The following is a 24,914-nucleotide window of genomic DNA, read 5'->3' on the forward strand; positions in this document are numbered from 1 at the left end:
GGAGGGTTCGAAGTTTTCAGGGGAGGACTAGGCGCGCTTCGCCGGTCCGAGCACGGGGTTCACGTAGCGCCCGCGCGCTTCGGTCTTGCTGCCGTACTGGATGGCGTTCACGGGGCATCGGTGCAGGCAGGCAAGGCATTGCGTGCAGCCCAGCTCAGCCCAGCGCGGCGTGCCGTCGATGAGCGTGATGGTGTTCGTCGGGCATATATCGGCGCAGCGGCCGCAGCTGATGCAGGTGGGAAGCGTGTGGAAATCCTTGGTCGAGCGCGGCTTCTCGTCTTGTTCGGTGACCTGGGAAAGCAGGATGCCCAAGGGGTTGCGTCGCTCGGCGTGCACGCATTCGCGCGCTTTGATGCGCAGGGCCGTGCGATGGGCCTCGACTTCCGCATGGGCTAAAAGCCGCTCGCGTTTCTCTCCCTGAGCGGGCGCGTACAGGTACGTGCAGTTTCCGACCGATTTCACGCTGAACGAGGCGTCCAGATTGATTCCCTGCCAGCGTCGCAGTCGATCCGCAAAGATGCGCGCGGTGTTTCCGACGAACGCGCCGCAGCTGACAACGGCGTAGCAGTAGCAAGGGGCGAACACCTCTTTGTTGCCGGTGCGGAAGTTCGCGCGGCGTATGAATTCGTCCACGAGAGGAGGCGTGGTCCAGGCGTACGTGGGAAAGACGAAGCCGAGCGCTTCTCCCTGCTCCAAGGTGAAGTCGAAGTCCTTGTACTTGTAGGCTTTGCCCATGTCGACCAGCAGGTCGTCGGTTGTTTTGGCTACGATCTTCGCGGCTGCAAGAGAGTTGCCGGTTCCAGTGAAATAGAAGATCATAGTAGCCGCCTTTCGGTTTGCCCCTGCCCTGTAGTTGGCACATATCCCCAGTATAGCAAGGGGAGGGAGCCTGCGCTTGCGGCCTTTGGTATCATGAGCGCAACAAGTCTTTGACGGAGCGTTTCCGGTGATAGGAGGAGCGTATGGCAAGCGTGCTGTTTTTGGAGTACCCGAAATGCACAACGTGCAAAAAGGCCAAGGCGTGGCTCGACCAGCAGGGAGTTACGTACGAGGATCGGCATATCGTGGAGGACAACCCGACGGCTGCAGAGCTTGCCGCTTGGCATGAGAGAAGCGGGCTGCCTTTGCGCCGCTTCTTCAACACGAGCGGCATGGTGTACCGCGAGCGCGATATCAAGGCGCTGCTCGATGCAGGGCTGAGCGATGCGGACGCCTACGCCTTGCTTGCCGAGAACGGCATGCTGGTGAAGCGCCCGCTTGTGGTGGGCGAGGACTTCGTGCTGGTGGGCTTCAAGGAAGCCGAGTGGGAGCAGGCTCTTCTGTAGCGGTTTAGAGCGCGTCGGTATCGAGCCAAAGGGTGAAGGGGCCGTCGTTCGTCAGGCTTACGTCCATGTAGGCTCCGAAGCGCCCCGTTTCCACGCGCGGCACGTCGCGGCGCGCCCGTTCGACGAACCATTCGTACAATCGGTTCGCCTCGTCGGGTGCGCCCGCTTGCGTAAAGGAAGGGCGGTTTCCCTTCTTGCAGTTCGCGAACAGCGTGAACTGCGAAACCACCAGCACGTCGCCGTGCACGTCGGCAAGCGACAGGTTCGTCTTGCCGTTTTCGTCCTCGAATATGCGCAGGCGGCTTATCTTGCTCCAGAGGCGCTCCGCTTGGTCTTCGGTGTCTTCATGGCCCACGCCCAAAAGAATGACCAGGCCTTTTCCGATGAATCCTACCGTGCTGCCGTCGATTTCCACCTGCGCACGGCTTACGCGTTGAACGACTGCCCTCATGGAGGCTCCTTCGCTTGCGAGATTTGCTTGCTGCAAGAATCCTACGGCAAGAAGGGCTTCGGGGGCAAGGATGCACGCGGGATGTTTATGCGTGGCTTTCATGGGGCCGCTGGCCGCGCGTTTGCAAAAACGCTCCCGAGCGTTATAACGTATCGGGCATAAGACGATCGGGTGTTGAGGCGCAATCGCGCGTTGGCGAAAGGACTTCCATGAGCTACGCAATCGTGTACGACAGCAGCACGGGGAATACGCAACGATTGGCTTGCGCGGTGAAGGAAGCGCTGCCTGCGGAAGAAATTGTGGCGTTCGGACGCGTTGGAGACGTGGCTTCGGAGGATCTGGCGGCGGCGGATCGCGTGTACGCGGGATTCTGGACGAATCGGGGCGACTGCACCGACGAGATGGCCGAAGTTCTGTCCCAGCTGGAGGACAAGGACGTGTTCCTGTTCGGAACCGCGGGCTTCGGCGCAGATCAGACGTACTTTGCGGGCGTAATGGCACGCGTTGCTCGGCATGTTCCCGAATCTGCCCGCATCGCGGGATCGTTCATGTGCCAAGGGCAGATGAACGAAAGCGTGCGCACTCGCTACGAGCGTACGGCCCAGGCCCAGCCAGCCCAAGCCGCGCGCATGCAGCAGCTTATCGAGAACTTCGACGCGGCCGTCGGCCATCCGGACGATGCCGACGTTGCGCGATTGCAGGCGGCGGTCAAGCAGGTCTGACGCCGTTTGTAGATTGCGCGCCGACCCTGGACGAGCGTCGCGAGGGGTCGGCGCGCGCTTCGTTACGCTTCCTTGTCCTTGCGTGCTTCCGCCGGGTCTTCCAGGCGCGTTTTCAACAGCTGCAAACCGCCGACCACCACGCCGCCGATCACGAAGAACAGCAGGCTGAACGTATCCAAGCTCATGGCGGGCAAGGGCTCGGTCAAGGTGAGCGGTCCTTGCGTAATGGAGAACAGCGAACCGAGCATCATGCCCACGATGGCGTACATGGTCTGCGGTCGGAACTTCTTGAGGCACATCCTGATCAGGCGCACGAACAAGAGGACGCCGCAGGCAACGCCCGCGATGAACACCAGCAAGATGGGCAGATAGGCCAAATCCAATCCCATAACCGCGCGCACGGCCCCCATGATGGGCACGTACAGGCCGAAGATCAGCAGCAGGGTGGAGCCGGAGATGCCGGGCAGCACCATGGCGGAAATGGCAACCATGGCGGCGAAGAACACGTAGGCCACCATCCCGGGGTTCAGGCTGCCGACGGCCACGTTTACGCCTTCGTCCGATACGGGGCTGAGCAGGGTGATGGCCACGACTGCGGCGGCGCCGATTGTAACGAAGACCAGGCTTGCGGCATGGCCTTTCAGCGTGCTTTTTTCTTCAAGGACGACAATGGGGATGGCGAACACGATGAATCCCATGAACAGCGAGCTGACCTGGTAGATATGCGAGTCGAAGAAACTGGTCAGCACAAGCGCCGAAAGCCCGAATCCAATTATCCAGCCGAATCCTAGCTTGAGCAGGAACTTGACGGCATCGATCTTGGCGGCTTTCGGACCGTGGAACAAGTCGTCGAGCGAGCCGATGAACCGGTCGTAGAATCCCAGCAGAAAGGCGATGGTGCCGCCTGAAACGCCGGGGACGCTGTCGGCAAGGGCCATGCAGAATCCGCGCACGAAGTTGATGATAACGCCGGCAATGGACATAGTAAGGGAACCTCCCGCATCGATTGTGCGCAGCCGACCCTCTTCGGCGCGCATCGTCAGAACGTATAGCATGGCTCACGATCTTGCAAACGTCCAGCGATTCCCGTTGTTCCTGCAAGATATACAGATCCTCCATGCACAAAGGCCGGGGCGGTTGTCGGGTCGGGAAAAGAACGCTCTTCTGGCTCGCCGGCGACTCTTCTTTCGAAGGGTAGGCTGATTGTCGTGCGGCAAAATGGTATCCTGTGCTGGTGCGCGTGAAAATCGACTTTGAAACGGCGAAGGGGGCAAGGTGGCGTTTAGCGATCTTATCGTGTTGTACCTGTTCCTTGGGGGCACGGCTGCCGGAAGTTTTGCCGTGCTGTCCGCGGTCGATCTGTACGCTGCCTTTTCCTTTCGCCTGCGCTTCGGGTTCGTCGGGGTCCCGGTCGGGTATTCAGGGCATCGCGCTTTAAGTGCGACGCAGGAACGCATCACCAAAACAGGCTATTCGATTTCTTTTTCAATGGTCGTCGTAGGCATGCTGTGCCTGCTAGCTGATCTGGGACGACCGGAAGCGTTCTACTTGCTCTTCTTGTACCCGACAGGCAGCTTTGTTTCCATAGGAACATTCGCGCTTACGCTTTTCTCGGCATGCCTGGCCGTCGCGCTTGCGCAATCCGTTCTCGCCCTTCCTCCTGTATGGGAAAGGATCGCCCTTGCAGCGAAAGCTGTCGGAATGGTGCTTGCGGTTGCAGTCATGGTTTATACGGGGATGCTTTTAGAAAACGTCGTGGCGGTGGGTCTTTGGCGATCTGCGTGGCTTCCCGTGCTCTTTTTGCTCTCGGCGCTTTCGTGCGGTTGCGGGGTCGTGCTGCTGAGCACTTGCTTTTCCGAGGGCTACGCGGGCACGTCTTCATGGGTGAAGGGTCTTTCCGTTGTTGACCTGGTCATAGTTGTGTTTGAGGCTGTGGTTGCCGTAGCATGTGCGGCAACGGTGAACGCAGCGAGCGTCGAGCGGCCGTTCGACGCGCTGCTGGTGGGTGACCAGCTTTGCGCTTTTTGGTTCGGGTTTGTGGGGTGCGGTATACTTATTCCGCTGGTTATCGAAGCATCTGCGTTGACCGCTCGGAAGAACCATTCGAGCGGAGTCGTCGCCGCCATGGCGGTGCTTCTTCTCGTGGGTGGATTCTGTTTGCGGTTTGTCCTGGTGAGCGCCGGCGTCCAAACGGCAGTCTAGAGGAAAGCGGCTCCAATCGATCGTGGCAAAAGATACACCGATATTCACGTTTTGTGACCAAAGCGATCTGCCTCTTTGGGTGCAGTTGCGCGACCGCATGGCGTTTCTTATCAATTCGGGTTTCTACAAACCTGGCGAAAAGCTTCCAACTGTGCGCAAATATGCAGCTGACTTGCACATAGCTTACAATACCGTCAGCAAGGCGTACATGGGCCTTGAGCGGGACGGTTACGTTACAACAGTTCGTGGTAGCGGCGTGTTCGTTAACGATTTGGGCGCGCTCCCGCGAGAAGACGATCATGTAGGTGCTCTGGTCGAATCATTTGTTAAAAGCTGCCTTGAGGAAGGTATGACGTACGACGATATACCCAAACTGGTGTCTAAGCATATTCGGAAGGTGAAGAGGAGCCATGAAGAGAAGCAATGATGAGCGCGCTATTCGCGATGAGCGCGATTCGTATCGCCGTTCCGAAATGGAATTCGGCGTTGCCGCCGATGCATATCGCTCCGATCCTAGTAGGAAGGCTACGCGAAACGGAGCCGTGATGATAACCGTTTCGCTTTCGATAATGGCTTTTCTTGCGGTGCTCGCTTTGTGGTATGTGATTTCCGGCGTTCTCAGCTTCGCTGGCATCGTCGTGGCTCTTATCGTCGGGCTTGCGGTTCTGTCCTCGGTGCATGTGTGCCTAGAATGGGAACGCGCGGTGATCATGCGATTTGGACGCTTCAGCCGCTTGGCGGGCCCAGGCATCTTTCTGAGTATTCCTTTGGCGGAATTCTGTACGCTGCGTGTTGACCAGCGCACGATCGCCACTCCCTTCGGGGCGGAGGAGGCTTTGACGAGTGATCTGGTGCCTCTCGATGTTGACGCTGTGTTGTTCTGGATGATATGGGATCCCGAAAAAGCCTGCACGGAGGTCCAGGACTGTCATTTTGCCGTCGCCCTGACCGCCCAAACGGCGTTGCGCGACGCTATCGGCCGTGCGTCGGTTTCCAATGTGGTGATGCGCCGGCATCAGCTTGATCAGGAATTGCAGGAGGCCGTCGAAGCGAAGGTTACAGACTGGGGCATCACCGTGCTTTCGGTGGAGATTCGCGACATCATCATCCCTAAAGAACTGCAGGGAGTCATGTCGCTCGAGGCGCAGGCTGAGTGTCGAAAGAACGCGCGCATCACGCTCATGGAGGCAGAACGGGATGTGTCCGCCATCCTTCAAGAGGTTGCGGAAACGTACACGCATGACGAGATTGCCCTTTCGCTTCGTAAAATGCATTTGGTGTACGAGGGGATGCAGGAAAGCGAGGGTACTGTTGTGGTTCCGAGCGCTTACAGCGAGGGTTTTACGGCGGAATCAGATAGAGAATCCTCCAAAAGCTAACACGCTATTATCCTTAAAATAGAATAAAAACACCGAGAAATTGTCGTGCGACAGTATTGATTGTCGCACGACAATTTCTCATAATAGGCACCGAAGGGATCGGCCGATTTCCTACGAAAACATATCTGTGGCTCTGCTCTGCTGCGCTGCCGCAAGTCGAGTGCCCGCAAAGGCGGGCTATAGGAAGAGGAGGCTTAAGCATGGGGCTTGAATCCTTGTATCTATTCACTATGCTAGGGGGGTTGGCTGCCGGCGCATATGCGTTTGAAACGTGCCTACGCCGCACGCGCGAAGGCACGCGACCGTGGCTGGTTCCTTTGGCCGTCGTGGTGCTGTTCGCAATAGGGATGCTGGCTGCGACGACGCATGTCCATAGCATTCCGCGTGCGCTTCAATCGGTGCTGGGCGGCACGGTCAACTTGGGATCCGGCATGATTCAGGAAGTGGCCGTCGCGGGAGTTTTCCTGCTTCTGGCTGTTGTCGATCTGGTAATCACGGTGGTTAAAAAGGATAGCCCTTACGGGTTGCGCGCTGCTGGCGCCGTGGCCGGGGTTGCCTGCATGATCATGATGGGGGTCGCCTACATCGACATTTACGGCAATGCCGTGTGGTGCAACGCCCCTGCAACGATTCTGACGTTTCTTTCCGGCGATCTTGCAATGGGCTTAGCGCTGTTCGCTTTGCTCGATTCCGCTGATTACGGCAAAAAGCAGATCCGCTTGGCTGCGTTTTCCGCAAACGCGGTGCTTGCCGTGGGCCTGTGCTTGGAAGCGGCTGCGTTCGTGGCCGAGGGCTTTAGCCCTGTTGCCCAGATTGCGGCGATTGGCATCGCGCCGGTGGTTTCTAGCGTGTTGGTGGCCTTTTCGTCGAAGGTTGAAAACAAGAAGGCGCTCGCGGTTGCCGTTTGCGCTGCTTCAATTGTCGGCATTGCCATCTCGCGCTACGCGTTTTACGCGACCTGCACGGTAGCGTAAGGAAGCAAGGGGGATTATCGTGAGCATTGAATCTAAGAACATGTCTCGCCGCAGCTTTCTCGGCATCTCGGCGGCGGTAGCTGCGAGCGTCGCGGTGCTTTCGAGCACGGGATGCTCTGCGGAAGCGAGCCTTGAACCAAGCGACAAGCACGATCTGCCGACCGATCCGGCCGACAGCGGTACCTGGGTGGCTGCGGCATGCTGGCACAACTGCGGCGGCCGATGCATGAACAAGGTCATGGTGAAGGACGGCTCGGTCATTCGCCAGAAGACCGACGACACGCATGAGGACTCGCCTGATTATCCGCAGCAGCGCGGGTGCGTGCGCGGCAAGGCCCAGCAGCAGCAGTGCTTTGGCGCCGATCGGCTTAAGTACCCCATGAAGCGAAAAAGCTGGTCTCCCGAGAACCCGAACGGTCAAGCGCGCGGTGTCGACGAGTGGGAGCGCATTAGCTGGGACGAGGCCATCGGCTACATTGCCGACCAGTTCAAGACGATCAAGGAAAAGTACGGCAACCAGGCTTTCCTGATCGGCAGCTACGGCTCTCGCTACGCGTTCGCCCCTCTTTTGGCGTTCGGGGGCCATACGTCCGTTGCCGACTCCACCTCCCATGGATCGTATCTGCTGAACACGCAAACCACCATCGGCGTGCCGAAAACCGATGCAGGCGTCTGCAACGACCGAACCGACATGCTCAATGCCGAGACCATCGTGCTCTACGCCTCGAATCCTGCCTGGTCTGCCGCCGGCACTCCCAGCTACCACTACATCCGAGCTAAAGAAGCGGGCGTGAAGTTCATTACGGTCGATCCCATCTACACGGCTTCCGCTCAAATTCTCGATGCGTATTGGATTCCGATTCGGACCGGTACGGATACGGCGTTCATGCTGGGCGTCGCCTCCGAGATGCTTCGCCTCGACAAGGAAGAGGGCGACGTTGTCGATTGGGAGTTCCTGAACAAGTACACGGTGGGGTTCGATGCCGAGCACAAGCCGGCTGATCTGTCCGAAGACGTGAACTTCTTGGATTACCTGAACGGCGTCTACGACGGCGAGCCTAAGACCGCGCAGTGGGCATCCGAGATTTGCGGCGTTCCAGTGGAAAAGATAACGTACTTCGCCCGAGAGATCGGCAAGACCCACGACGTATGGATGCTGCACAACTTCGCCGCCGCCCGCTGCAACGGGTCGGAGAACGTTCCTCAGCTGTTCATGACGCTTTCTGCCATGGGCGGCCACTACGGCAAGCCGGGCAATTGCTCCGCGAACAACTACCACGCCAATGCTGGCAACGGCGGCCCTGCTCTCGTGAAGGCGGGCAAATCCGGTCTTCCTGCTTTGGACAACCCCATCAAGGGGGTCATTCCCGGTCCTCAGGTGTGGGAGGCGTGCTTGACAGGAGAATACCGCAACGTCGGGGATTGGTACGCCGGCGCCGGTGCCCAGGCGGGCGTGGACGAGACGTGCGACATCCATTGCATCATCCATGACGAGAACGCCTACTTGCAGACGGGCCCCAACATGAAGCGCGGCATCGAAGCCCACCGCAAGATGGATTTCGTTCTGTCCAAGGCGCAGTTCTTGACCACGCAAGCGCTTTATTCGGACATCGTTCTGCCCGTGACCACGCAGTGGGAGGTTCCAGGCGGCCTGTCGTCCTCTAACCGCGAATTCCTGTACTGCTTCTCGCAGGTTACCGAGCCGCTGTACGAGGCTAAGACCGACGCCCAGATCAACACGCTGATCATGGAGGCTCTCGGGCTTGATCCGTCGAAGGTTTACCCCATCAGCGAGACGCAGGCGTTCTTCAATCAGATCGCCGGCGCCACCGTCGTCGCGGAAGACGGATCGGGCAAGTACGAGCCGTTGGTGACCATCACGGAGGCGGACATTCGGGAATGGGGCGTCACGGGAGAGCCTCAAGCCGGTCGTGTGACCCTTCAAGAGTTTGTCAGCAACGGCGGTTATCAGGTGGAGCGTAAGCTGGGCGATCGGTACAGTTCGTTCATAGGCTATGCGGATTTCATAAAAGACCCTGACGCCAATCCGCTGAAGACCGCGAGCGGTAAGTTCGAGATCACGTGCCAGGCCAAGGCCGATTTGTTCAACAGCATCGGTTTAACGGATCGCGAATACAAGCCGTACCCCGAGTACATTGTGCCGACGGTTGGCTACGAGACCACGTTCAAAGACGGGAAGATCGACGGCGAAGCAGGCGAGTACCCGTACTTGATGTTCAATCCGCATTACTTCAGGCGCTCCCACAGCGTGTTCGACAACTGCCCGTGGCTGCGCGAGGCGTGGCCGAATCCGGTGTTCCTCAACGCGAGCGATGCCGAAGAGAAGGGCATCGTGGACGGAGACACCGTTCGGGTATGGACGAAGTACGGAGAGGTGCTTCGCAAAGCTTGCTGTATGGAGAACATGCGTCCGGGCGAAGTCGGGATTCCCCACGGATCGTGGGTGCGCGTCGACGAGAGCACGGGGATCGACCACGGCGGTGCGGACAACTATCTTATCGGCGATGATATTTCCGGTTGCGGTGTGACCAGCTATAACAACAATAACTGCAATTTTGAAAAGTACGTCGGAGCGTCGCTGGAAAACGATTGCGATACCGACAGGCGTATCGTCGAGCTTGGCTAGGGAAGGGGGATGCATCATGGCTGTTGGATTTTATCTTGACGTGACGCGCTGCATTGGCTGCCGTGCGTGCCAGGTCGCATGCAAGGACAAGAATCGCCTTGAAGTGGGCACGCTGTATCGCGAAGTGCATAGCTACACGGTGGGGAAGTTTCCCGATGTGGACGGCTACAGCTACTCGTTCGGCTGCAATCACTGCGAAGAGCCTGTTTGCCTGCACAACTGCCCGACGGGTGCCATTTACAAAGCTCCTGACGGAACGGTTATCCAGGATCAAAGCAAGTGCATCGGGTGCCGCATGTGCGTTATGTCGTGCCCGTATGGGCAGCCGAAGTACTTCCCCGACTCGGGGGTGTCCGGCAAGTGCGACGGCTGCTACGGCCTTCGCCAAAGCGGCAGCGACCCGGCGTGCGTTGCGGGCTGTCCTAATCGCGCGCTGAAGTTCGGCGACGTGGATGAGCTTCGTGCTGAGTTCGGCGGCAGCCTGGACGAGGGAAGCATCGCCGTGCTTCCCTCTCCGGACGAAACTCAGCCGCATATTTTGATCAAGGCGAAAGAGTGTGCCTTCGACGAAGATTATCGTCCTCTCGCTTGGTGATGTTCGCCGTCGTCGCACCGCAGGAGGGATGCGGTGCGACGACGCGTTTGCTTGTTGTTGCGCCGGCCTGGCCCGGCCGCCATGGTAAAGATGGGAGCCGCAATGTCCAACCGTGACCACGAAGCTGCACTCGCAATGCTTCTTGCTCGCCGCGCGTACCTGTACAGTTTGTGCCACGTCGTCTTTGGCAGCCGACCGACCCGAGACGTCGTCTCTGCGGCGTTTTCGAAGGAGGCGCGGGACATGCTGAGGTTTGTAGATGAGACGCTGTCTCAAGAAGATTGCGGTTGCATTGCCGCGCTGTCGGTTGGCTCGTGCGGACGAAGCCTTGGCGAGTGGGTTGGCGAAGCTGTCGCATGTATTGAGCGTCATGCAGTTCAGATCGAAGATCCGGCTTGCGTTGAGGCATTCGTCGAAAGCTTGCGATCAGACTACGACATGCTGTTTCAGGTTCCGGGAGAGCTGTACGTCCATCCTTGGGAGTCTCCTCATATCGGTAAAGAGTCCATGGTGTTTCAAGAAAGCACGCTCGATGTTCGGTCGTTTTATCGCAACGCAGGGTTCAAGTTGCAGACCGAGGGAAGCTTTCCCGATGACCACATTGCGGCCATGATGGACTACATGGGTCGCATGGGACATCGTGCGTACGAGGCGTATGCTGACGGGTGCGATGAAGATGCCGTTCAGGTACTCGCAGAACAGCGTCGGTTCTTGATCTCCCATATAACAACTTGGGTCGACCAGTTCGCGAATACGGTTATCGAGAACGACGAGCATGCGTGCTATGGTGCGCTTGCCGGTGCGATGGCGGCGTTCGCCCACCTTGACGAGGTGCTATTGACGAGGGTCGAGCGAGAGCTGGCTGGGTAGCGCGCAGCGTCGTACGGAAGGAGTGCAGTGGATCTCAGGGAGTATGCGCAGGCGTTCGACGAGGCCGAGCGGGATTTTGAATCCGCGGTCGAGTCGTACGGCGTAGCGTTCGAGTCGGTGGAGACCGCGGCTCGCGAACAACGCGAAAGCACGGCGCGGTCGTGCGGGTGTCATTGCGAGAACGGCTCTTCTTCGTTATGGAGCAATTGGATTTCGCCAGCGTGCTTGGCGTGTCGTACCGGTGACGAAACTGCGACGTTCTTCGTGGATCTGCGCTGTACCAAGAGCTGTTATTTCTGCTTCAATCCGAACCAGGACGGCTACGAGTACTTCCTTAGCCATACGCGCGATATCGTGGCCGAGCTTGAGCAAGCGCATGCTGCCGGCGCTGAGTTCCGGCACCTTGCCATCACTGGAGGCGAGCCTCTCTTGCACAAGCGACAGGTGCTGGACTTTTTGAAGCGCGCTTCGGTGCTGTATCCGGGGGTGCATACTCGTTTGTATACAAGCGGGGACCTGCTTGACGGCGAGGGTCTTCGCGATCTGGCCGAAAGCGGGTTGACGGAAATCAGGTTCAGCATAAAGCCGTTTGATCTGGATCATGGTCGGGCCGGTGTTTACGGGCTTATGGAGCAAGCGGTTCGCAGCATTCCTGACGTGATGGTGGAGATGCCCGTCATACCAGGCTCGCTTTCGCAGATGAAGGAGCTTCTTGTCCGATCCGACGCCATCGGCATTCGCGGAATCAACCTGCTGGAATTCTGCTTTCCGCTGCATAACGCTTCGGAATTCAAGAAGCGGGGATTTGCGCTGCGCAGGCGTCCTTTCAAGTATCTTTACAATTATTGGTACGGCGGCGGGGTTCCCGTTGCTGGCAGCGAGGGCGAAGCATTGGAACTTTTGAGGTTCGCGCAGCTTGAGGACTTGAAGCTGGGGGTTCATTATTGCAGCTCCGACAATAAGAACACAGGGCAGATATACCAGCAGAACAAGGCGTTCTTTGCCGACGAAGCGCTCAGAAGCGCGCATCCGTGGATGAGGCAAGACGAAGGCGACCGGTTCTTGAAATGCGTCAAGGCTTTTGGCCAAGATGCTCTCAAAGCGAAGACGTGGGCCGATACGATGGGATCGGTCGGTTACGGCTACGAGCCGGATATTCCCAGCATAGCTTTCTCGGTTGAGGATGCGGCATTGTTGAAGCGTGCCTGTTCGTCGATCTTCCTAGGTGAAAGCGTCAACGTGGTGGAAGAATGCGCTCCGAGCCTTGTGTCGGGGTCGGAGCGCATGGGGAAGCGCTCCGACCTGCACTTGCGAGAGGTTGCGGTTGTTCCTTACAGCGCCACGTGTCCGAACGTGATGATCGAGTAGACGAGCCCCGCGATGCCCAAGGCTATCACCACGGCGACGATGACCTTGTCCGAGGTTTTCTCGAACACCCGGGCCTTCGGGTCGTGCTGCCGAATGCCCACGACGTAAAGCGGCAGGCCGACGGCGTACACGATGCACGCGACCATGAGGTAGTTCAAGCCGGCTGCGTAGATGAGCCATAGCCCGTACAGCGATCCCGCCGCGCCCGTGAACAGGGCCATTCCGCGGCTGGCGAAGATTCCTTTCGGGTAGCTTTCGTCGAGCGCGATCTTGAACAAGAACAGCGTGCAGAACAGGTAGCACGGCAGCGCCATGACGCTGGTGATGCTGATCATGGTGGTCCAGGCGTTGTTGCCGATGAAGTAGGACACGATCAGCACGATCTGCACGACGATGGTGGTCCACAGAAGCGAGGTCGAAGGCGATCCCTTCTTGTTTTCCTTGACGAACGCCTTCGGGAAAATGCCGCTTTTGGAGGCGGCCAGCGGCATCTCGCCCAGCATGAGCATCCATACCAGCCAAGAGCTGAGGACCGATATGATAACGCCGGCGTTGATGAGGATCTCGCCCCATTTGCCGAACTTGTCCAGCATGATGGCGGCCATGGACGGGTCGGCCATGTTCCCGATGTCGGCCTGGGAGTACACGCCCAAGGGCAGAAGCGATACGATGACGTAGAGCAGCAGGGTGACCAAAAAGCCGATGGTCGTGGCCTTGCGCACTGCCGTTTGCGACTTGGCCTTGCCCGACACGACCACGGCGCCTTCGATTCCCAGGAACAGCCACAGGGTCACCAGCATGGTCGCCTGCACTTGCGGCATGACGTTGTCCCAGGTGAAGCTAAGGTCGATGCCGCCCTTCATGCCCCAGAAACCCTCCATGAACACCGAGAGCTTGAATACGGTGGCAACGGCCAAGATGAAGACGGCAACCGGCAGCAGCTTGCCGATCGTGCCGATGATGTTCAGGAAGCTGGTTTGCTTCGCGCCTTGCAGCGCAAGCAAATACATTGCCCAGGTGATGATGGAGCCGCCGATGATGGACGGGATGTTGTTGCCGCCGGCGAAGTCGGGCACGAAGTAATTGAGCGTGGCCATGACCAAAACGGAGTAGGCCACCAACGCGAAACAGTTGCATATCCAGTATCCGTACGCCACGAAAAAGCCGATGAGCTTGCCGAAGCCCTTTTCGGCGTACGTGTACAGGCCGTTCGTTAGTTCGGGGCGCGCGGCCGACAGGATGCGGAACGTGTTCGCGATGAACCAGATGCCGATGCCCGTGACCACCCAGGCGATAATGATGGCTCCGGCGGAAGCGTCCTGCGCCATGTTCTGGGGGAGGTTGTAGATGCCTCCGCCGATCATCGCGCTGATGACGATGCCTACCAGGCCGATCAGGCCAACTTTTTTGGAGCTGTCCTGTGCCGGTGCGCTGCTTCCGTTGGAACCGGGTGCGGTGTTGTCTGCCATGATTCCAATCCTTGTCGAATGAGGGCGCGCCCGCCAGAGCGGACGCGCCAGGGTGCGAATGGGGTGCGCGATGCGCTAGTTTGCCAGGACCGTAAGCGGTTCGAAGTCCATCTGCTTGAGCCAGTCGGACAGGTGCAGGCTGTTGAGGGATGCGAAGCCGGTTGCGGGCACGGCGTTGCGCGCGAGCGTGACGTAGGGTCCTACGGTAATGGCGTTGCCGATCTCGTTGGGTTTCATCATGCGGTAGGCGAAGCTCACGTACGTGCGGTCGAACAGCACGCTGGAGTCGCGTCCGCATTCGACCACGGACCAGACGATCTCCTTGCGATGCTGCTCCAGGTAAGCCAGCATGTCCTGCTCGTTGTCGTTTTCGGTCCAGACGCCGGCGTCTTCGATGAAGAGGTCGGCTGCGAAATCGCGGTCCGCGGAAAGCGAGATGGCGATGAACGACCATACGCCGTACGCTTCGCCTTCCTTGAGCGGGCGGTCTTCCTTGGGGCGGTACGCCGTGATTCCCTTGTTGGCGCAGATGGTGTGCGCACCGGGGATGGGGTGGTAGCGACGGTTCTCGGCCGTTCCGAACAGTTCGATGCCGGCATTAAGCAAGGGCTGCGCGTCGAACACCTTGAGCTCGCTGCCATCGAACTGCTTCTCGGTGAACAGCGGTGTGCTTGCGCCCGATGCGATGTCGTCATGTCGGGCCAGGTCGTAGCCCCAAACCTGCCCGGCCATGCCGCAGAACGACGAGGCGGTCAGCATGTTGATCTGACCGACGTAGGCATCGGCCGTTTCGGCTTTGTCGTAGGTAACGATGCCGTCGATCAGCATGTCGTTGGTTTTCTCGACCGTTCCGGCGGACACTTTGAGGACCGATACGTATCCGTTGCCGTAGGCGCCCGGCATGCCGTAGCCGTCGCAGTAGTCGTCGTACGGGCTGATGGCGGTCTTGTCGATGTGCGGCGCGCGCATGGTCGCGTGAAGGCTGGGCGTGCGGGCGATGGTGCGGTTGCGGCGTTCTTCGATGTTCTTCATGAAGGTCCTTTCGTTGCGGATACGATTCGCGCAGATTGTAGGACGGCCCGGTTTTCGCGTCCCGGGCGGTAAAAAGATGGGACCGAGACGTGCTCGCGCTGATGCTGAAGCGTTGAATGGGCCGGGGCGCGCGAGGCGCCGGTTTTCTTGCCTTGTTCAGATAGGGGTTTTCCTTATTTAGGAGGGTTGCTGCTTTACGACCTTCGCGCGTGCTGTATATTACAATCGTTATATAACAGTTGTTATTTTGGAGGTACGGTTATGCCGGAACGGAAGGTAACGCGCGAGACGGTGCTCGAGGCAGCTCTTTCCCTTGTGCGCGAACAGGGGGAGGGCGCACTGAGCGCGCGGGCTATCGCGGATCGCGCGGGTTGTTCGGTGCAGCCTATATACAGCCTGTTCGGCGACATGAAAAACCTGGTGAAAGCCCTATACGACCATGCGCGCGCCTGGGTTGCCGCGTACAACCGCGAGCACGAGCATCGCGCTCCGAACGCGTTTGCGGCAAACGGGCTTTCCCATTTGCGCTTGGCGCGCACCGAAGGCAACCTGTTCCGGTTCCTGTACCTGACCGCGCACATGGATGCTGCCAGCTTCGAGGACGTGTACCGCAGCGTTGCACTGCCAAACGTGGAGAGGTGCGTGGAGGAGCTGAGCGGGCTTGATTCCGTTGCGGCGCGGACGTTGTACCTGCACATGATCGTCTATACCCACGGTATGGCAACCATGCTCGCTTCGGGTGCGCGGTTCGACGACGAAGAACTGTACGAACGGCTTGACGAGGCATTCAGAGGCATGTCGTCGCTCGCGGGCGGCGAGCGCGTTCTTGCTGCGACTTCCAACAAGAAGGGGTCTACGCTATGAGCAGGCGGTTGGTTATTTTCGACGCGGGCGATATGGGGGAAGAGGCGTTCGCGCAGGGTTTTTCCGACGGGGACGTGCTGTTCTCGGCCACGCCCGAGGTTCGGATGTGCATCGGCTGCTTCGGCTGTTGGCTGAAAACCCCGGGTATGTGCGTGCTGCGCGACCGGTGTCAGCAGATGCCGCAGCTTTTGCGGCAAAACGATGCGGTGGTGGTTGTGAGCCCCTTGGTGTACGGGGGCTATTCCCGTTCCGTCAAGGCTGTGTTCGATCGGTCTATCGGGTACCTGCTGCCGTACTTCCGCATGGTCGATGGTCAGATGCATCATGCCATGCGCTACGATCATGCGTATCGCCAGGAGGTTCATTTCTATGGGCCCAGCACGCACGAGGAACGCGATCTGGCGCGTCGCTTCGTCCGGGCGAACGCGGTCAACTTCAACGTTTCAGAGGTTGATGTGCATTTTCACGAGGGCGTAAACCAAGCGAAGGAGGCTGCGCTATGAATGCAGTGCTGTTGTGTGGAAGCCCGCGAGCAAAGAAAAGCAATTCGGCGTACTTGCTTGAGCAGCTGAAGGATCGCATGGAAAAGGATGCGCATGCGGAGGTGCGCCAAGCTGCAGCTGCGATCTCGGACGCGAACGAGCGCCTTGCCGAGTCGGTGGCTGCAAGCGATGTTTTGGTGATCGCCTTGCCGTTGTACGCGGATGCGATACCTTCCGCTTTGTACGAGGCGCTCGATCGAATCCGCGAGCATGTTTCAAGGGCGCAGACGGCGCCGATGCTCTACCTGATCGTTAACAGCGGATTCTACGAGGCGCGTCAGAACGAATTGGCCATCGAGATGTTGTGGAACTGGTGCGCTGCTTGCGGCATGCGCCGCGGTCGGGCTTTGGCGGTCGGAGCGGGCGAGATGTCGCAAGTTGCGAAGATGGGCGTCGGTCCGCTTAAGAACCTGGGACGCGCTTTGGACGAGCTGGCGAACGATATCGGGCAGGGGCGATCGGGCGAGACGATGTTCGTGGAACCTAACTTCCCCCGCCTGTTCTACCGGATGGCGGGGCATCGCTCTTGGAATGCGCAGGCGAAAAAGAACGGCTTGAAGCCGCGCGATCTGCTGCGCGCGGAGTAGCCGGGGCCGCCGATGCGGCGCCCGCGCTGTGGGCGGATTCATTCCGGCAGGTCGACGAGAGAATACGTGTCGATGCTTTGACGTTGGCGGAGTATACGGCATACGGTGAGCGTTGCGGCGTCGATGCGCCGTATCGTCGCAAAGGCGGCTTGTGGGTTTTTGCATTCGAGCCCCAGGTGGATGGCTATCGACTTCCGGTCGAGATGAGCGCGCTGCCTCCATGCGAGATCGAGCATGATCGGTTTCCGACCGGTGCGTAGTCGAGATTCCGGAGTGCGAATATCTCGCGCAACCTCGCGTCGGACTCTTCGGCGGACAGAGTTTCGGGGCGGTACTGCTCCTCGATTTCCGCTTCGCGCAGAGCCAGGTATGCCCGGTTGCGCCGTTCGGCTGCTTGCGTGCATACGTTGTTGGGCTGCGTGCGCAGGTCGGTTATAGGCCTGATGACGGGAAGCGGTGCAATCGGGGAGGGCATAGCGCTCCTTTCAATGTGCTTTGTTAAGTACATAATGCTATCTGAAATAAAGTATATGAAAGAAGGCGAAATATTCGGGTATTCTTGCTTGACCCTCTCGTTACGGGAGGGTTTATGCTGTATTCCGGTGCTCGGGCGATCGACGAGCGCCGGAGGCGAAGGAGGCCAGCATGCCGCATGAGAAAACCTATACGGTTCACCAGCTTGCCGAGTTGTCGGGCGCAACCGTGCGCGCGCTGCATCATTACGACGAAACGGGGCTGGTTCGGGCGCAGCGCGCTGCGAACGGGTATCGGCTGTACGGCCCTGCAGAGGTGGATCGGCTGCAGCAGGTTCTGCTGTATCGCGAGGCCGACATGTCGCTTGGCGACATAAAGCGACTGCTTGACGATCCGGCGTTCGATGCGCGGGAGGCTTTGGCCGGGCATTTGCGCGAGTTGCGGTCTCGGCGTGCTCGCATAGATGGACTGATCGCGAGCGTTCAGAGAACGCTCGCCAGCTTGGAAGGACAAGAAACCATGAAGGACAAGGATAAGTTCGAGGCGTTCAAGAAGGGACTCGTCGAGGAAAACGAGAAGAAGTACGGCGCGGAGGTGCGCGAACGTTGGGGCGATGAGGCCGCCGACGCCAGCAACGCGAAGCTTATGGGCATGAGCGAGGAGCGGTACCTTGTCGTGCAGGAGCTCGAGGCCCAGATCAAGGACTCGTTGCTGGCCGGCATGGCTGCGGGCGACCCGGCGGGCGAAGACGCCCAGCGTGCCGCTGACCTGCATCGCCAATGGCTGTGCGCATTCTGGAAGGACGGCACGTACTCGAAGCAGGCGCATGCTTGCTTGGCCGAGGGCTATGTGGCCGACGAACGCTTCGAGGCGTACTACGAAGCATGGGCTCCCGGTGCGACCGTGTTTCTTCGCGACGCCATCAAGGCGTACTGCTCGTAGTGGTGCCGGGGGCGCGTTGGCGCTTCGGCTGGACGCCATAGGAGCGGCGTCCAGCCGAAGCTCGCGCGCGGCTGGCGTGCCCCTCGGTTAGCTCTTTTCTGCCGTGGGACTGGTATGGTCGTCATCTTCTTTTGCGAGCAGGCAGGTTGTTTCGAGGGCTTGCGACAGCTCTTCCTCGGTCGGTAGGCAGAGCACGTACTGCGAGGCAAATATTCCTCTCCCATCGGCGAGCGCGGAGTACTTGGCTACCGTTTTGTTGCGATTGGCGCAGAGGACGATCCCGATCGTGGGGTTATCGTCGGCTCGGGTGCATTGATCGTCGAACAGGCGAACGTAGAAGTCCATCTGGCCGATGTCCTGCGGCGTGAGCTTCCCTGTTTTCAGATCGATCAGCACGAAGCACTTGAGGATGTAATGGTAAAACACAAGATCGATGTAGTAATGGTCGCCGTCGGCGCTGATGCGTTGTTGACGGGCGACAAACGAGAATCCCTTTCCCAGTTCCAGCAGGAATTGCTGAAGCTTGTCCATGAGCGCTTGTTCCAAGTCCGTTTCCAGGAAGTCTGAATTTCCGTTCAGTTCGAGGAAGTCAAGAACGTACGGGTCTTTGAGGACGTCGTCTGCCTTGGTCGGAGGCTCAAGCTGTTGGATCTCTTGCCGAACCTTGTCTTTTCCCTCCGCACGGGTGGCCAGCAGGCGTTCGTAGTAGAACGAGTGAATCTGTCGATCAAGCTGTCGTACCGTCCAGCGCTCCTCGACGGCGGAGCGGACGTAGAAGTCGCGTCGAACAGGGTCTTCTATGCGGATGATCAGGCGATAGTGTGACCAGCTCAATTCGGCACACAGTGTGTGCCGAATTGGGTATGCAAGGTACAGCTGACGCATGGCGCGGAGATTTCGCTCCGTGAACCCTTTGCCGAACTCGGCGGTCAGCCGCTCGGACAGGTATTTCATGAGGTGCTTTCCGTATTCGGCGCGATCTCCCTGCGCCTCGGCGATTTGTCGCCCGATTTCCCAATAGGCGGAAACCATCGCGTCGTTCACGGCGGCAGCGGCTTTCGTGCGTGCTGACGCAAGCGTTGAGCGAACGGATTGGTAAACCGTTTCATCCGAGGCGGAATCGTAAAGCTGTTCCATGGACAGCCCCCTTTCAAGAAGGCGGCTGTCCTTTGCGAGAAAGTTAGGGTAGCACCCAACCAACGTATATTGTGTGTTCCATTATATAGAACAAAAGTTCGTGTATCAAGCGTTTTCTTCCGTCAAATCCAGTCGGTTGATGCGGTCGGCCAGGTCGGCGCCGCGCTCGTAGAACAGCAGGCTCTTGTTGTGTTCGAAGTACCGATCGCAGCCGTGGTCGTTGATGAAGGCCATGCTGTAGCGGTTGACCGACAGGTCGGTGACCAGCAGCAGCATTTCCTGGCTTTCCCCGAACGCCCGCTCCACGAACTCAAACGCGTTGTCGAGCGCCTGCCCGGCAGTGCCCACATGTTGGTCAAGCGCGCTCACCGATTCGCCGAACAGCAGCTTTACCTGGGAGAACGGCACCGAGCTACCCGCGTTGCGCATGGCTTGGTCGAACAGGGCCAACGTGCGCTCGTACGCTACGTACTTCTCGTCCGATAGCAGGCCGTTCTTGCGTTCCGTTTCCAGCTGGCGCTGCAAGGCCGCGGATCGGTCACGCAGCTGGGGCAGCACATCGCATTCGTCCGCGTCTTCTGCATTCGCTCCCGCTTCGTCGCGGATGGCCGTCAGCTCGCGATGCGCGAACGCAACGGCGCGCTCTTCCAGCACGGCATCGCGCACGCGTCCGCCCAAAGCGTCGGTGATCAGGCCCATGAGCGAAACGCGTTCGTCGAAGGCTGCTTCCTGCGCGCGCTCGAGCACGGTTTCGTCTTCTTCGCCCAACAGGATGCGGTCAATTTGATAGTCGGCCCGGTACTTGGTGAACAGGTCGTAGTACACGGAAAAGCGCTTCGATATCTCGGCGTTCTGCACGTACTGGCTGACCAGCAGTTCGTCTACGGGGAGGCCCTGCTCTTCGTAAAGCTTCATCATGGACGAGAGGTCGTCCCATCCGCGCGCAGTGACGAACGATTTGCCGTCCACCGTGGTTTCCATGTGGTAGAAGTGATCGCGCTCGATGTCCAAATACGTTAGCACAGCGGGGTGAACTCCCTGCTCGACGGCGTAGTCGCGCCAAACCGCGAAATCGGGGTCCACGTCGATGCGCTTGAGGCGGTCCCAGGTGGCGATGTCGAAATCGTGCGCGGTGCGGTTGTATTCGGTCGGGTTTCCGGCCGTGACCACGATCCAGCCGTCGGGCACGCGATGGCGGCCGAACACCTTGTACTGCAAGAACTGCAGCATGGCGGGCGTCAGCGTTTCGGACACGCAGTTGATCTCGTCGAGGAATAGGATGCCTTCGCGTCGTCCGGTCGCCTCCATCGCGTCGTATACGGCGGCGATGATCTCGCTCATCGTGTACTCGGATACGTCGTACTCGATGCCGTCGTAGGTTTTCTTCGCGATGAACGGCAGGCCGAGCGCGCTTTGGCGCGTGTGGTGCGTCATCGAGTAGGACACGAAGCCTACGTCAAGCTCCTGCGCGATCTGCTCCATGATGGCCGTCTTGCCGATGCCGGGCGCTCCCAGCAGGAACACCGGGCGCTGGCGTTCGGTGGGAAGGCGGTAGTTACCGAACGCATCCTTTGCGAAGTAGGCTATCATTGCGTTTTTGATCTGGTCTTTCGCTTGCCGAATGTTCATCGGATGTCCTCTTCCTCTTCCAAAACGAAGGTTTCGTCCAGTACTACTTTCATGGCCCAAGAGGCAACGGGCGGGGCGGCTGCGGCGGATACGTCGTCTACGAATACGAAGGCGGTGTCGTAATCGGGCTTGCGGGCGGGGTAGGTGCCCTGTCCGTCGGTGAAGTAGATGAGGCCGCCCAGGTTCGTTAGATCGCCGCGCTCGATCTCGCTATCCACTAGGGCGAACACGGGCCTGAAGTCCGTGCCGCCAAGCCCCTTGATCTCCAGGTTCTCCAGATAATCCTCCAGCTCCGCCAGCGATCCGATGCGCACGGCGCTCGTGACGGCGGCGTCGCACTGCACGATGAGCACGTTCATGTCGGCGAAGAAGCTGGTTTCGTTCGCCAGGATGGCGTAGGTCTTTTCGATGAAGCGGCGCACCAGGCCGTCTTTCGTGGAGGCCGAGGTGTCGATGGCGATGACGAAATCCCTGATGCGGCGCTCTTCCACGTATTCGAGCGGTTCGATCAGGGGCAGATTGCCGTAGCGCTCCAACCCATAGCAATAGTACACGTAGTCGAATTCGTCGTCGTTCACGCGAATCTGCTCGCCCATGCGCGCGAACTTGCGCAAGAACTCGCGATAGTCCTGGCGCTCGCGCGTGACCGCCTTCAGATTCATGGCCAGGTTCGCGCCCTCGACTCCCCAGAGCTTCGCGTACGCGTCTAGCTGCACGCCCATCTCGTAGGCCGCGCTCTTCCATTGCTCTTTCGATCGGTCCAGGTTCACGGTGTCGGCGAATCGGTCGTCGATGGATCGGCCGGCTTTCTCGGGCGCTTCCTTTTGCACGATGTCGTCCTGGCTGACGGCTTGGTGGGACGTATGGTTGCGTTTCGCCTGATCGGCATCGGGAGGCAGGTCCATGTCGGTACCGCTTTTCGCGGCCTGCGAGGAAGCTGCGCCATCCGGTGCGTCCGGCCCTTCGTCGCGCCGGCCCTCCTCGGAATCGGCCTTGCTGCGCGCGGCCTCTTGCGCGGCCATGCGATGCCAGGGTTCGTGGTCGTCCACGTAGAAGGGCGCGCGCAGGGCTTCCAGGTCGTCGTCTTCCAGCTGCTGCTCGATCAGGTAACGGTAGACGGTTTCGGCGGTTGCCAGGGGGACGTCGGCATCGATGCGCGCGAGGGCGGCTCGTTGGCGATCGGCGCGCTCGGTGCGCGTGACGGGCAGGTCAAGCTCGTTGATGGCGCGCTCGACCACGATGTCGCAGGCGGCGTCCCAGCATGCGGCGTTCACGCGCGCAGACGGGTACGGATGCAGAAACACGTTGTGCAGCACGATGTGCAGGTACGCCCGTGCAATCGAGGCCGGCTCGTCCGCGTAGGCGCGCGCGATGCTGGCGGGGCTGTACCGTATGCGGGCGCCGTCGGTGGCGAACGTGGAACCGGGCACGGGGAGGTACGTAAGGCGCGCGAACGCAGCGTTCATGAACCTCAGGTTCACGAGCAGCTCGGTTCTCGCGAGGTCGAGCGCTTGCCGCGCAAGCGGACCTACGGCTTCGACGGCCATGTTGCTCCTTTGAACGGACGTGCGTGTGCGAAGCACGTGCTGGCTTCGCGGTGGCTCTTGCCTTCGTCGCTTCCCGCAGTGTAGCATGGGGCAGGCCAAGGGTAAACAAACCTGTTACCAAGAGGTTTTTGGGAGGTAGCACAATACTATGATGGAAAACACGCTGGTCTATCATGGTGCGCAGGCGCCCATCGATGATCTTATTGATCAAGTGATCAAAAATCCACCCCGTCTTGACGCGCGCGACGTAGACGTGGTGGAAGCTGCTCGGGCGGTGGAAGGCGAGGTGTGGTCCCCCCAGCTTCCGGCGTACCGCGCATGGGTGGCGAACGACGGCGCCGACGATGCTGCTTCGGGCGAGGGCCGCGAGGGGGATTTGTTCTCGGCCGGCGCGCTGTGGATGGGGGAGTTCGATGAGCTGCTGGCCCAAGCGGCCGAGCAGGATGCCGGCGATTCCGTCGAGCCTTCGCCGATGCGGGCTCGCATGGAGGAAGGCCTGCGCGGTGCGATAAGCGTGCGGCAGGTTCCGGGCGGCTATGCTCTAACGGCTTTCGACTTGCATCGTTTTGCTGCCGCGGTCGGGCGCAGCGAGGATCTAGTGGTTGCGCTTCCTGCGTTCGTGGACGGCGTCGCCGTGGTGCGCGTGGCGGTCGAGGCGTTTGCCCGGCGGTTCGTGCAGGGCGTGGGCGTGCGGCTGCTGGTGGTGCCCGATACGGTGGAGCACGTTGCGGCGAACGCGTTCGCGGCGATGTCTGCACAGCGGATTCACCTTGGGCGCGGCGTAAGCCAGCTGGGCGAGCAGCGTTGCGACCTTGCAGGCGTTTCCCCGCGCTTGGCGCGGCGGGAGTATTCGGTCGATGCGGCCAATGCGCGCTATTGCGCGCGCGAGGGAAGCCTGTTTTCCGACAATGGCAAAGAGCTGGTGTTTCTGGCTTCGCCCTACGGCGAGCGCGTGAGCTTGCCGCAGGGCGTGGAGCGCGTGGCCGCTGCGGCGTTTGCGGACGGATGCGAGCCGCCTGCGGTGGTGGACTGCTCGGCCGCGCTCGCGCGCGTGGATGCGCGCGGTTGGGACGATGCGGTTTGGAAGTGTCCGGCCGAAGCTCCTGCGTACCGCGCCCTGCGCAAGCGCGGCGTGCGTTTGGCCGGGCCTTTTGCCGTGGAGCTTGACGGATGCTGGTACGATTTCGGTGACGAGGGCGCCGTGCTGGTGGCGGGTCCGCCGAAGCCCGTTTCGGTGTCGCGTCGTTTCGCTGAGCAGGCTGCCGTGCGCGCCGTAGCTGTGCGCGGCGCGGACGAGGCTGCCGCCGCTGCCGCGCGCGAGCTTTCGCCGTCTGCGGCAGCGGCCGAAGCGGCTACGGAGTTCGCGGCGTCGGGCGAGGCCGGTTCGACGGTGGACTACGTGTCGGCCAGCGCGAGCGACATCCTTGCGCTTCCGCGACAGGTCGAAGGGCGTCCGCTGGTGCGCATCGGCGTGAGGGCTCTGCCGTTCGCCCCGGCCTCGGTGGTGGTTCCCGACACGGTGCGCGTCATCGAGCGCGACAACGCGTGCCGCGGAACGAAGCGCCTGGTCTTGCCCGAAGGTTTGCGCTCCATCGGCGCGCATTGCTTCTGGTCGCGCAAACTGGAAGGCCCCGTTCCCATTCCGGCAAGTTGCCGCTCGGTGGGCGAGGGCAGCTTCGAGTATTCGGTGTGCCGGCTGTTGCATACGGGAACTATCGTGCATGTTTCCGCCGACCAGCTGCTCAGCTGTTTTCTGGTGGACGCTCCCGACGGCGTTCCGTTCGACTTCGCGCGCTACGACGAGCTGTTGCGATCGGGGAAGAACTTGCCGGATCGTTTGGGCGCGCTTCTGCATCGGCTTGCGTCGCCCTACCGACTGTCTGACAGCGTGCGCGCCGTTCTCGTCTCCCATCTGCGGGGATGCGGGAAGGAGGCGTGGGAGCGCGTCGCGCGCGAGGGCGATCGCGACATGGTTGAGGCGTTGGTGGAAGCCGGGTTCATCGACGAGGCCTCGTTCGACCGTCAGATCGAGCTTTTGCGCTCGTGCAACCGCACCGATTGCGTGGCGTACCTGATGGAATGGCGTCGCGAGCAGCGCGCCTCGGAGGCGAGCGCGCCCTCTTCGTTGCGCGATCGGTTCGCGCTGTAAGGAAGCGCG

The 24,914-nt window shown here is 60.1% G+C and carries 24 protein-coding genes; 15 read left to right on the top strand and 9 right to left on the bottom strand.

What is annotated here, in order from left to right:
- Window positions 1-27: 27 nt before the first annotated feature.
- Window positions 28-819: an EFR1 family ferrodoxin gene (locus tag LG373_RS00525; RefSeq protein ID WP_225748680.1), complete on the bottom strand. Its 792-nt coding sequence runs from the start codon at window positions 817-819 to the stop codon at window positions 28-30.
- 143 nt (window positions 820-962) lie between these two features.
- Here LG373_RS00525 and LG373_RS00530 point away from each other — a divergent pair, with 143 nt between their 5' ends.
- A complete protein-coding gene (locus LG373_RS00530) occupies window positions 963-1,325 on the top strand; it encodes an arsenate reductase family protein (protein WP_225748681.1) in 363 nt (120 codons plus the stop codon).
- Between the two features lie 4 nt (window positions 1,326-1,329).
- Here the strand turns inward: LG373_RS00530 and dtd are convergent, their stop codons facing one another.
- Complete coding sequence (gene dtd, locus LG373_RS00535; RefSeq protein WP_114566570.1) at window positions 1,330-1,776, bottom strand: D-aminoacyl-tRNA deacylase; 447 nt, start codon at window positions 1,774-1,776, stop codon at window positions 1,330-1,332.
- Between the two features lie 209 nt (window positions 1,777-1,985).
- Between dtd and bilS the strand changes: the two genes are divergently transcribed.
- A complete protein-coding gene (gene bilS, locus LG373_RS00540) occupies window positions 1,986-2,498 on the top strand; it encodes a flavodoxin family protein BilS (protein ID WP_225748682.1) in 513 nt (170 codons plus the stop codon).
- Window positions 2,499-2,560: 62 nt separating this feature from the next.
- Here bilS and LG373_RS00545 read toward each other — a convergent pair whose 3' ends face one another.
- Window positions 2,561-3,553 (bottom strand): DUF368 domain-containing protein, encoded by a 993-nt coding sequence (locus LG373_RS00545; protein ID WP_225748683.1) that lies wholly within the window; start codon window positions 3,551-3,553, stop codon window positions 2,561-2,563.
- A 220-nt stretch (window positions 3,554-3,773) separates the two neighbouring features.
- On the opposite strand from LG373_RS00545, the gene nrfD reads away from it, so the two are divergent.
- The 8 genes from nrfD (at window position 3,774) to LG373_RS00585 (ending at window position 12,533) form a co-directional block, all read left to right on the top strand.
- Window positions 3,774-4,700 (top strand): NrfD/PsrC family molybdoenzyme membrane anchor subunit, encoded by a 927-nt coding sequence (nrfD, locus tag LG373_RS00550; RefSeq protein ID WP_225748684.1) that lies wholly within the window; start codon window positions 3,774-3,776, stop codon window positions 4,698-4,700.
- Window positions 4,701-4,722: 22 nt separating this feature from the next.
- A complete protein-coding gene (locus LG373_RS00555) occupies window positions 4,723-5,127 on the top strand; it encodes a GntR family transcriptional regulator (RefSeq protein WP_225748685.1) in 405 nt (134 codons plus the stop codon).
- Window positions 5,111-6,079, top strand: coding sequence for an SPFH domain-containing protein (locus LG373_RS00560; protein WP_225748686.1), 969 nt, complete (start codon window positions 5,111-5,113; stop codon window positions 6,077-6,079). The genes LG373_RS00555 and LG373_RS00560 overlap by 17 nt, the downstream gene beginning before the upstream one ends.
- 200 nt (window positions 6,080-6,279) lie before the next feature.
- Window positions 6,280-7,053: a DMSO reductase gene (locus LG373_RS00565; RefSeq protein WP_225748687.1), complete on the top strand. Its 774-nt coding sequence runs from the start codon at window positions 6,280-6,282 to the stop codon at window positions 7,051-7,053.
- 19 nt (window positions 7,054-7,072) lie between these two features.
- The gene (locus LG373_RS00570) at window positions 7,073-9,700 is read left to right on the top strand and encodes a molybdopterin-dependent oxidoreductase (protein WP_225748688.1); all 2,628 of its coding nucleotides are present in this window, start codon (window positions 7,073-7,075) and stop codon (window positions 9,698-9,700) included.
- A gap of 16 nt (window positions 9,701-9,716) precedes the next feature.
- On the top strand, window positions 9,717-10,295 hold the full coding sequence (locus LG373_RS00575) for a 4Fe-4S dicluster domain-containing protein (RefSeq protein ID WP_225748689.1): 579 nt from the start codon (window positions 9,717-9,719) through the stop codon (window positions 10,293-10,295).
- Window positions 10,296-10,538: 243 nt separating this feature from the next.
- A complete protein-coding gene (locus LG373_RS00580; RefSeq protein WP_225748690.1) occupies window positions 10,539-11,165 on the top strand; it encodes a molecular chaperone in 627 nt (208 codons plus the stop codon).
- A gap of 27 nt (window positions 11,166-11,192) precedes the next feature.
- A complete protein-coding gene (locus LG373_RS00585; RefSeq protein WP_225748691.1) occupies window positions 11,193-12,533 on the top strand; it encodes a radical SAM protein in 1,341 nt (446 codons plus the stop codon).
- On the opposite strand, the gene LG373_RS00590 is transcribed toward LG373_RS00585, so the two are convergent.
- Complete coding sequence (locus LG373_RS00590) at window positions 12,497-14,002, bottom strand: basic amino acid/polyamine antiporter (RefSeq protein WP_114566572.1); 1,506 nt, start codon at window positions 14,000-14,002, stop codon at window positions 12,497-12,499. The genes LG373_RS00585 and LG373_RS00590 overlap by 37 nt on opposite strands.
- 75 nt (window positions 14,003-14,077) lie before the next feature.
- Window positions 14,078-15,034, bottom strand: coding sequence for a histidine decarboxylase, pyruvoyl type (gene hdcA, locus LG373_RS00595; RefSeq protein WP_225748692.1), 957 nt, complete (start codon window positions 15,032-15,034; stop codon window positions 14,078-14,080).
- 261 nt (window positions 15,035-15,295) lie between these two features.
- Here hdcA and LG373_RS00600 point away from each other — a divergent pair, with 261 nt between their 5' ends.
- The 3 genes from LG373_RS00600 to LG373_RS00610 are packed head-to-tail and all read left to right on the top strand — an operon-like array spanning window position 15,296 to window position 17,027.
- A complete protein-coding gene (locus tag LG373_RS00600) occupies window positions 15,296-15,898 on the top strand; it encodes a TetR/AcrR family transcriptional regulator (protein WP_216529071.1) in 603 nt (200 codons plus the stop codon).
- Window positions 15,895-16,401 carry a hypothetical protein gene (locus tag LG373_RS00605; protein WP_216529072.1) on the top strand — a complete coding sequence of 169 codons (507 nt, stop codon included), beginning with the start codon at window positions 15,895-15,897 and terminating at the stop codon, window positions 16,399-16,401. The genes LG373_RS00600 and LG373_RS00605 overlap by 4 nt, the downstream gene beginning before the upstream one ends.
- A complete protein-coding gene (locus LG373_RS00610) occupies window positions 16,398-17,027 on the top strand; it encodes an NAD(P)H-dependent oxidoreductase (RefSeq protein WP_216529073.1) in 630 nt (209 codons plus the stop codon). Before LG373_RS00605 ends, LG373_RS00610 begins: the two co-directional genes overlap by 4 nt.
- Before the next feature lie 184 nt (window positions 17,028-17,211).
- On the opposite strand, the gene LG373_RS00615 is transcribed toward LG373_RS00610, so the two are convergent.
- Window positions 17,212-17,502 (bottom strand): type II toxin-antitoxin system Phd/YefM family antitoxin, encoded by a 291-nt coding sequence (locus tag LG373_RS00615; protein ID WP_216529074.1) that lies wholly within the window; start codon window positions 17,500-17,502, stop codon window positions 17,212-17,214.
- A gap of 170 nt (window positions 17,503-17,672) precedes the next feature.
- On the opposite strand from LG373_RS00615, the gene LG373_RS00620 reads away from it, so the two are divergent.
- Complete coding sequence (locus LG373_RS00620) at window positions 17,673-18,443, top strand: MerR family transcriptional regulator (RefSeq protein ID WP_225748693.1); 771 nt, start codon at window positions 17,673-17,675, stop codon at window positions 18,441-18,443.
- Between the two features lie 87 nt (window positions 18,444-18,530).
- Here the strand turns inward: LG373_RS00620 and LG373_RS00625 are convergent, their stop codons facing one another.
- The 3 genes from LG373_RS00625 to LG373_RS00635 all read right to left on the bottom strand — a co-directional run bounded on the left by LG373_RS00625 (window position 18,531) and on the right by LG373_RS00635 (window position 22,756).
- Window positions 18,531-19,580, bottom strand: a complete 1,050-nt coding sequence (locus LG373_RS00625; protein ID WP_225748694.1) for a YhcG family protein — start codon at window positions 19,578-19,580, stop codon at window positions 18,531-18,533.
- Between the two features lie 105 nt (window positions 19,581-19,685).
- On the bottom strand, window positions 19,686-21,209 hold the full coding sequence (locus LG373_RS00630) for an ATP-binding protein (RefSeq protein WP_225748695.1): 1,524 nt from the start codon (window positions 21,207-21,209) through the stop codon (window positions 19,686-19,688).
- Window positions 21,206-22,756 carry a VWA-like domain-containing protein gene (locus LG373_RS00635; RefSeq protein WP_225748696.1) on the bottom strand — a complete coding sequence of 517 codons (1,551 nt, stop codon included), beginning with the start codon at window positions 22,754-22,756 and terminating at the stop codon, window positions 21,206-21,208. The genes LG373_RS00630 and LG373_RS00635 overlap by 4 nt, the downstream gene beginning before the upstream one ends.
- 148 nt (window positions 22,757-22,904) lie before the next feature.
- Here LG373_RS00635 and LG373_RS00640 point away from each other — a divergent pair, with 148 nt between their 5' ends.
- Window positions 22,905-24,905: a leucine-rich repeat domain-containing protein gene (locus tag LG373_RS00640; protein WP_225748697.1), complete on the top strand. Its 2,001-nt coding sequence runs from the start codon at window positions 22,905-22,907 to the stop codon at window positions 24,903-24,905.
- The last annotated feature ends 9 nt before the right edge of the window (window positions 24,906-24,914 follow it).

This window comes from Paraeggerthella sp. Marseille-Q4926 (genome assembly GCF_916618935.1).
GTDB classification, from domain to species: Bacteria; Actinomycetota; Coriobacteriia; order Coriobacteriales; family Eggerthellaceae; genus Paraeggerthella; species Paraeggerthella hominis.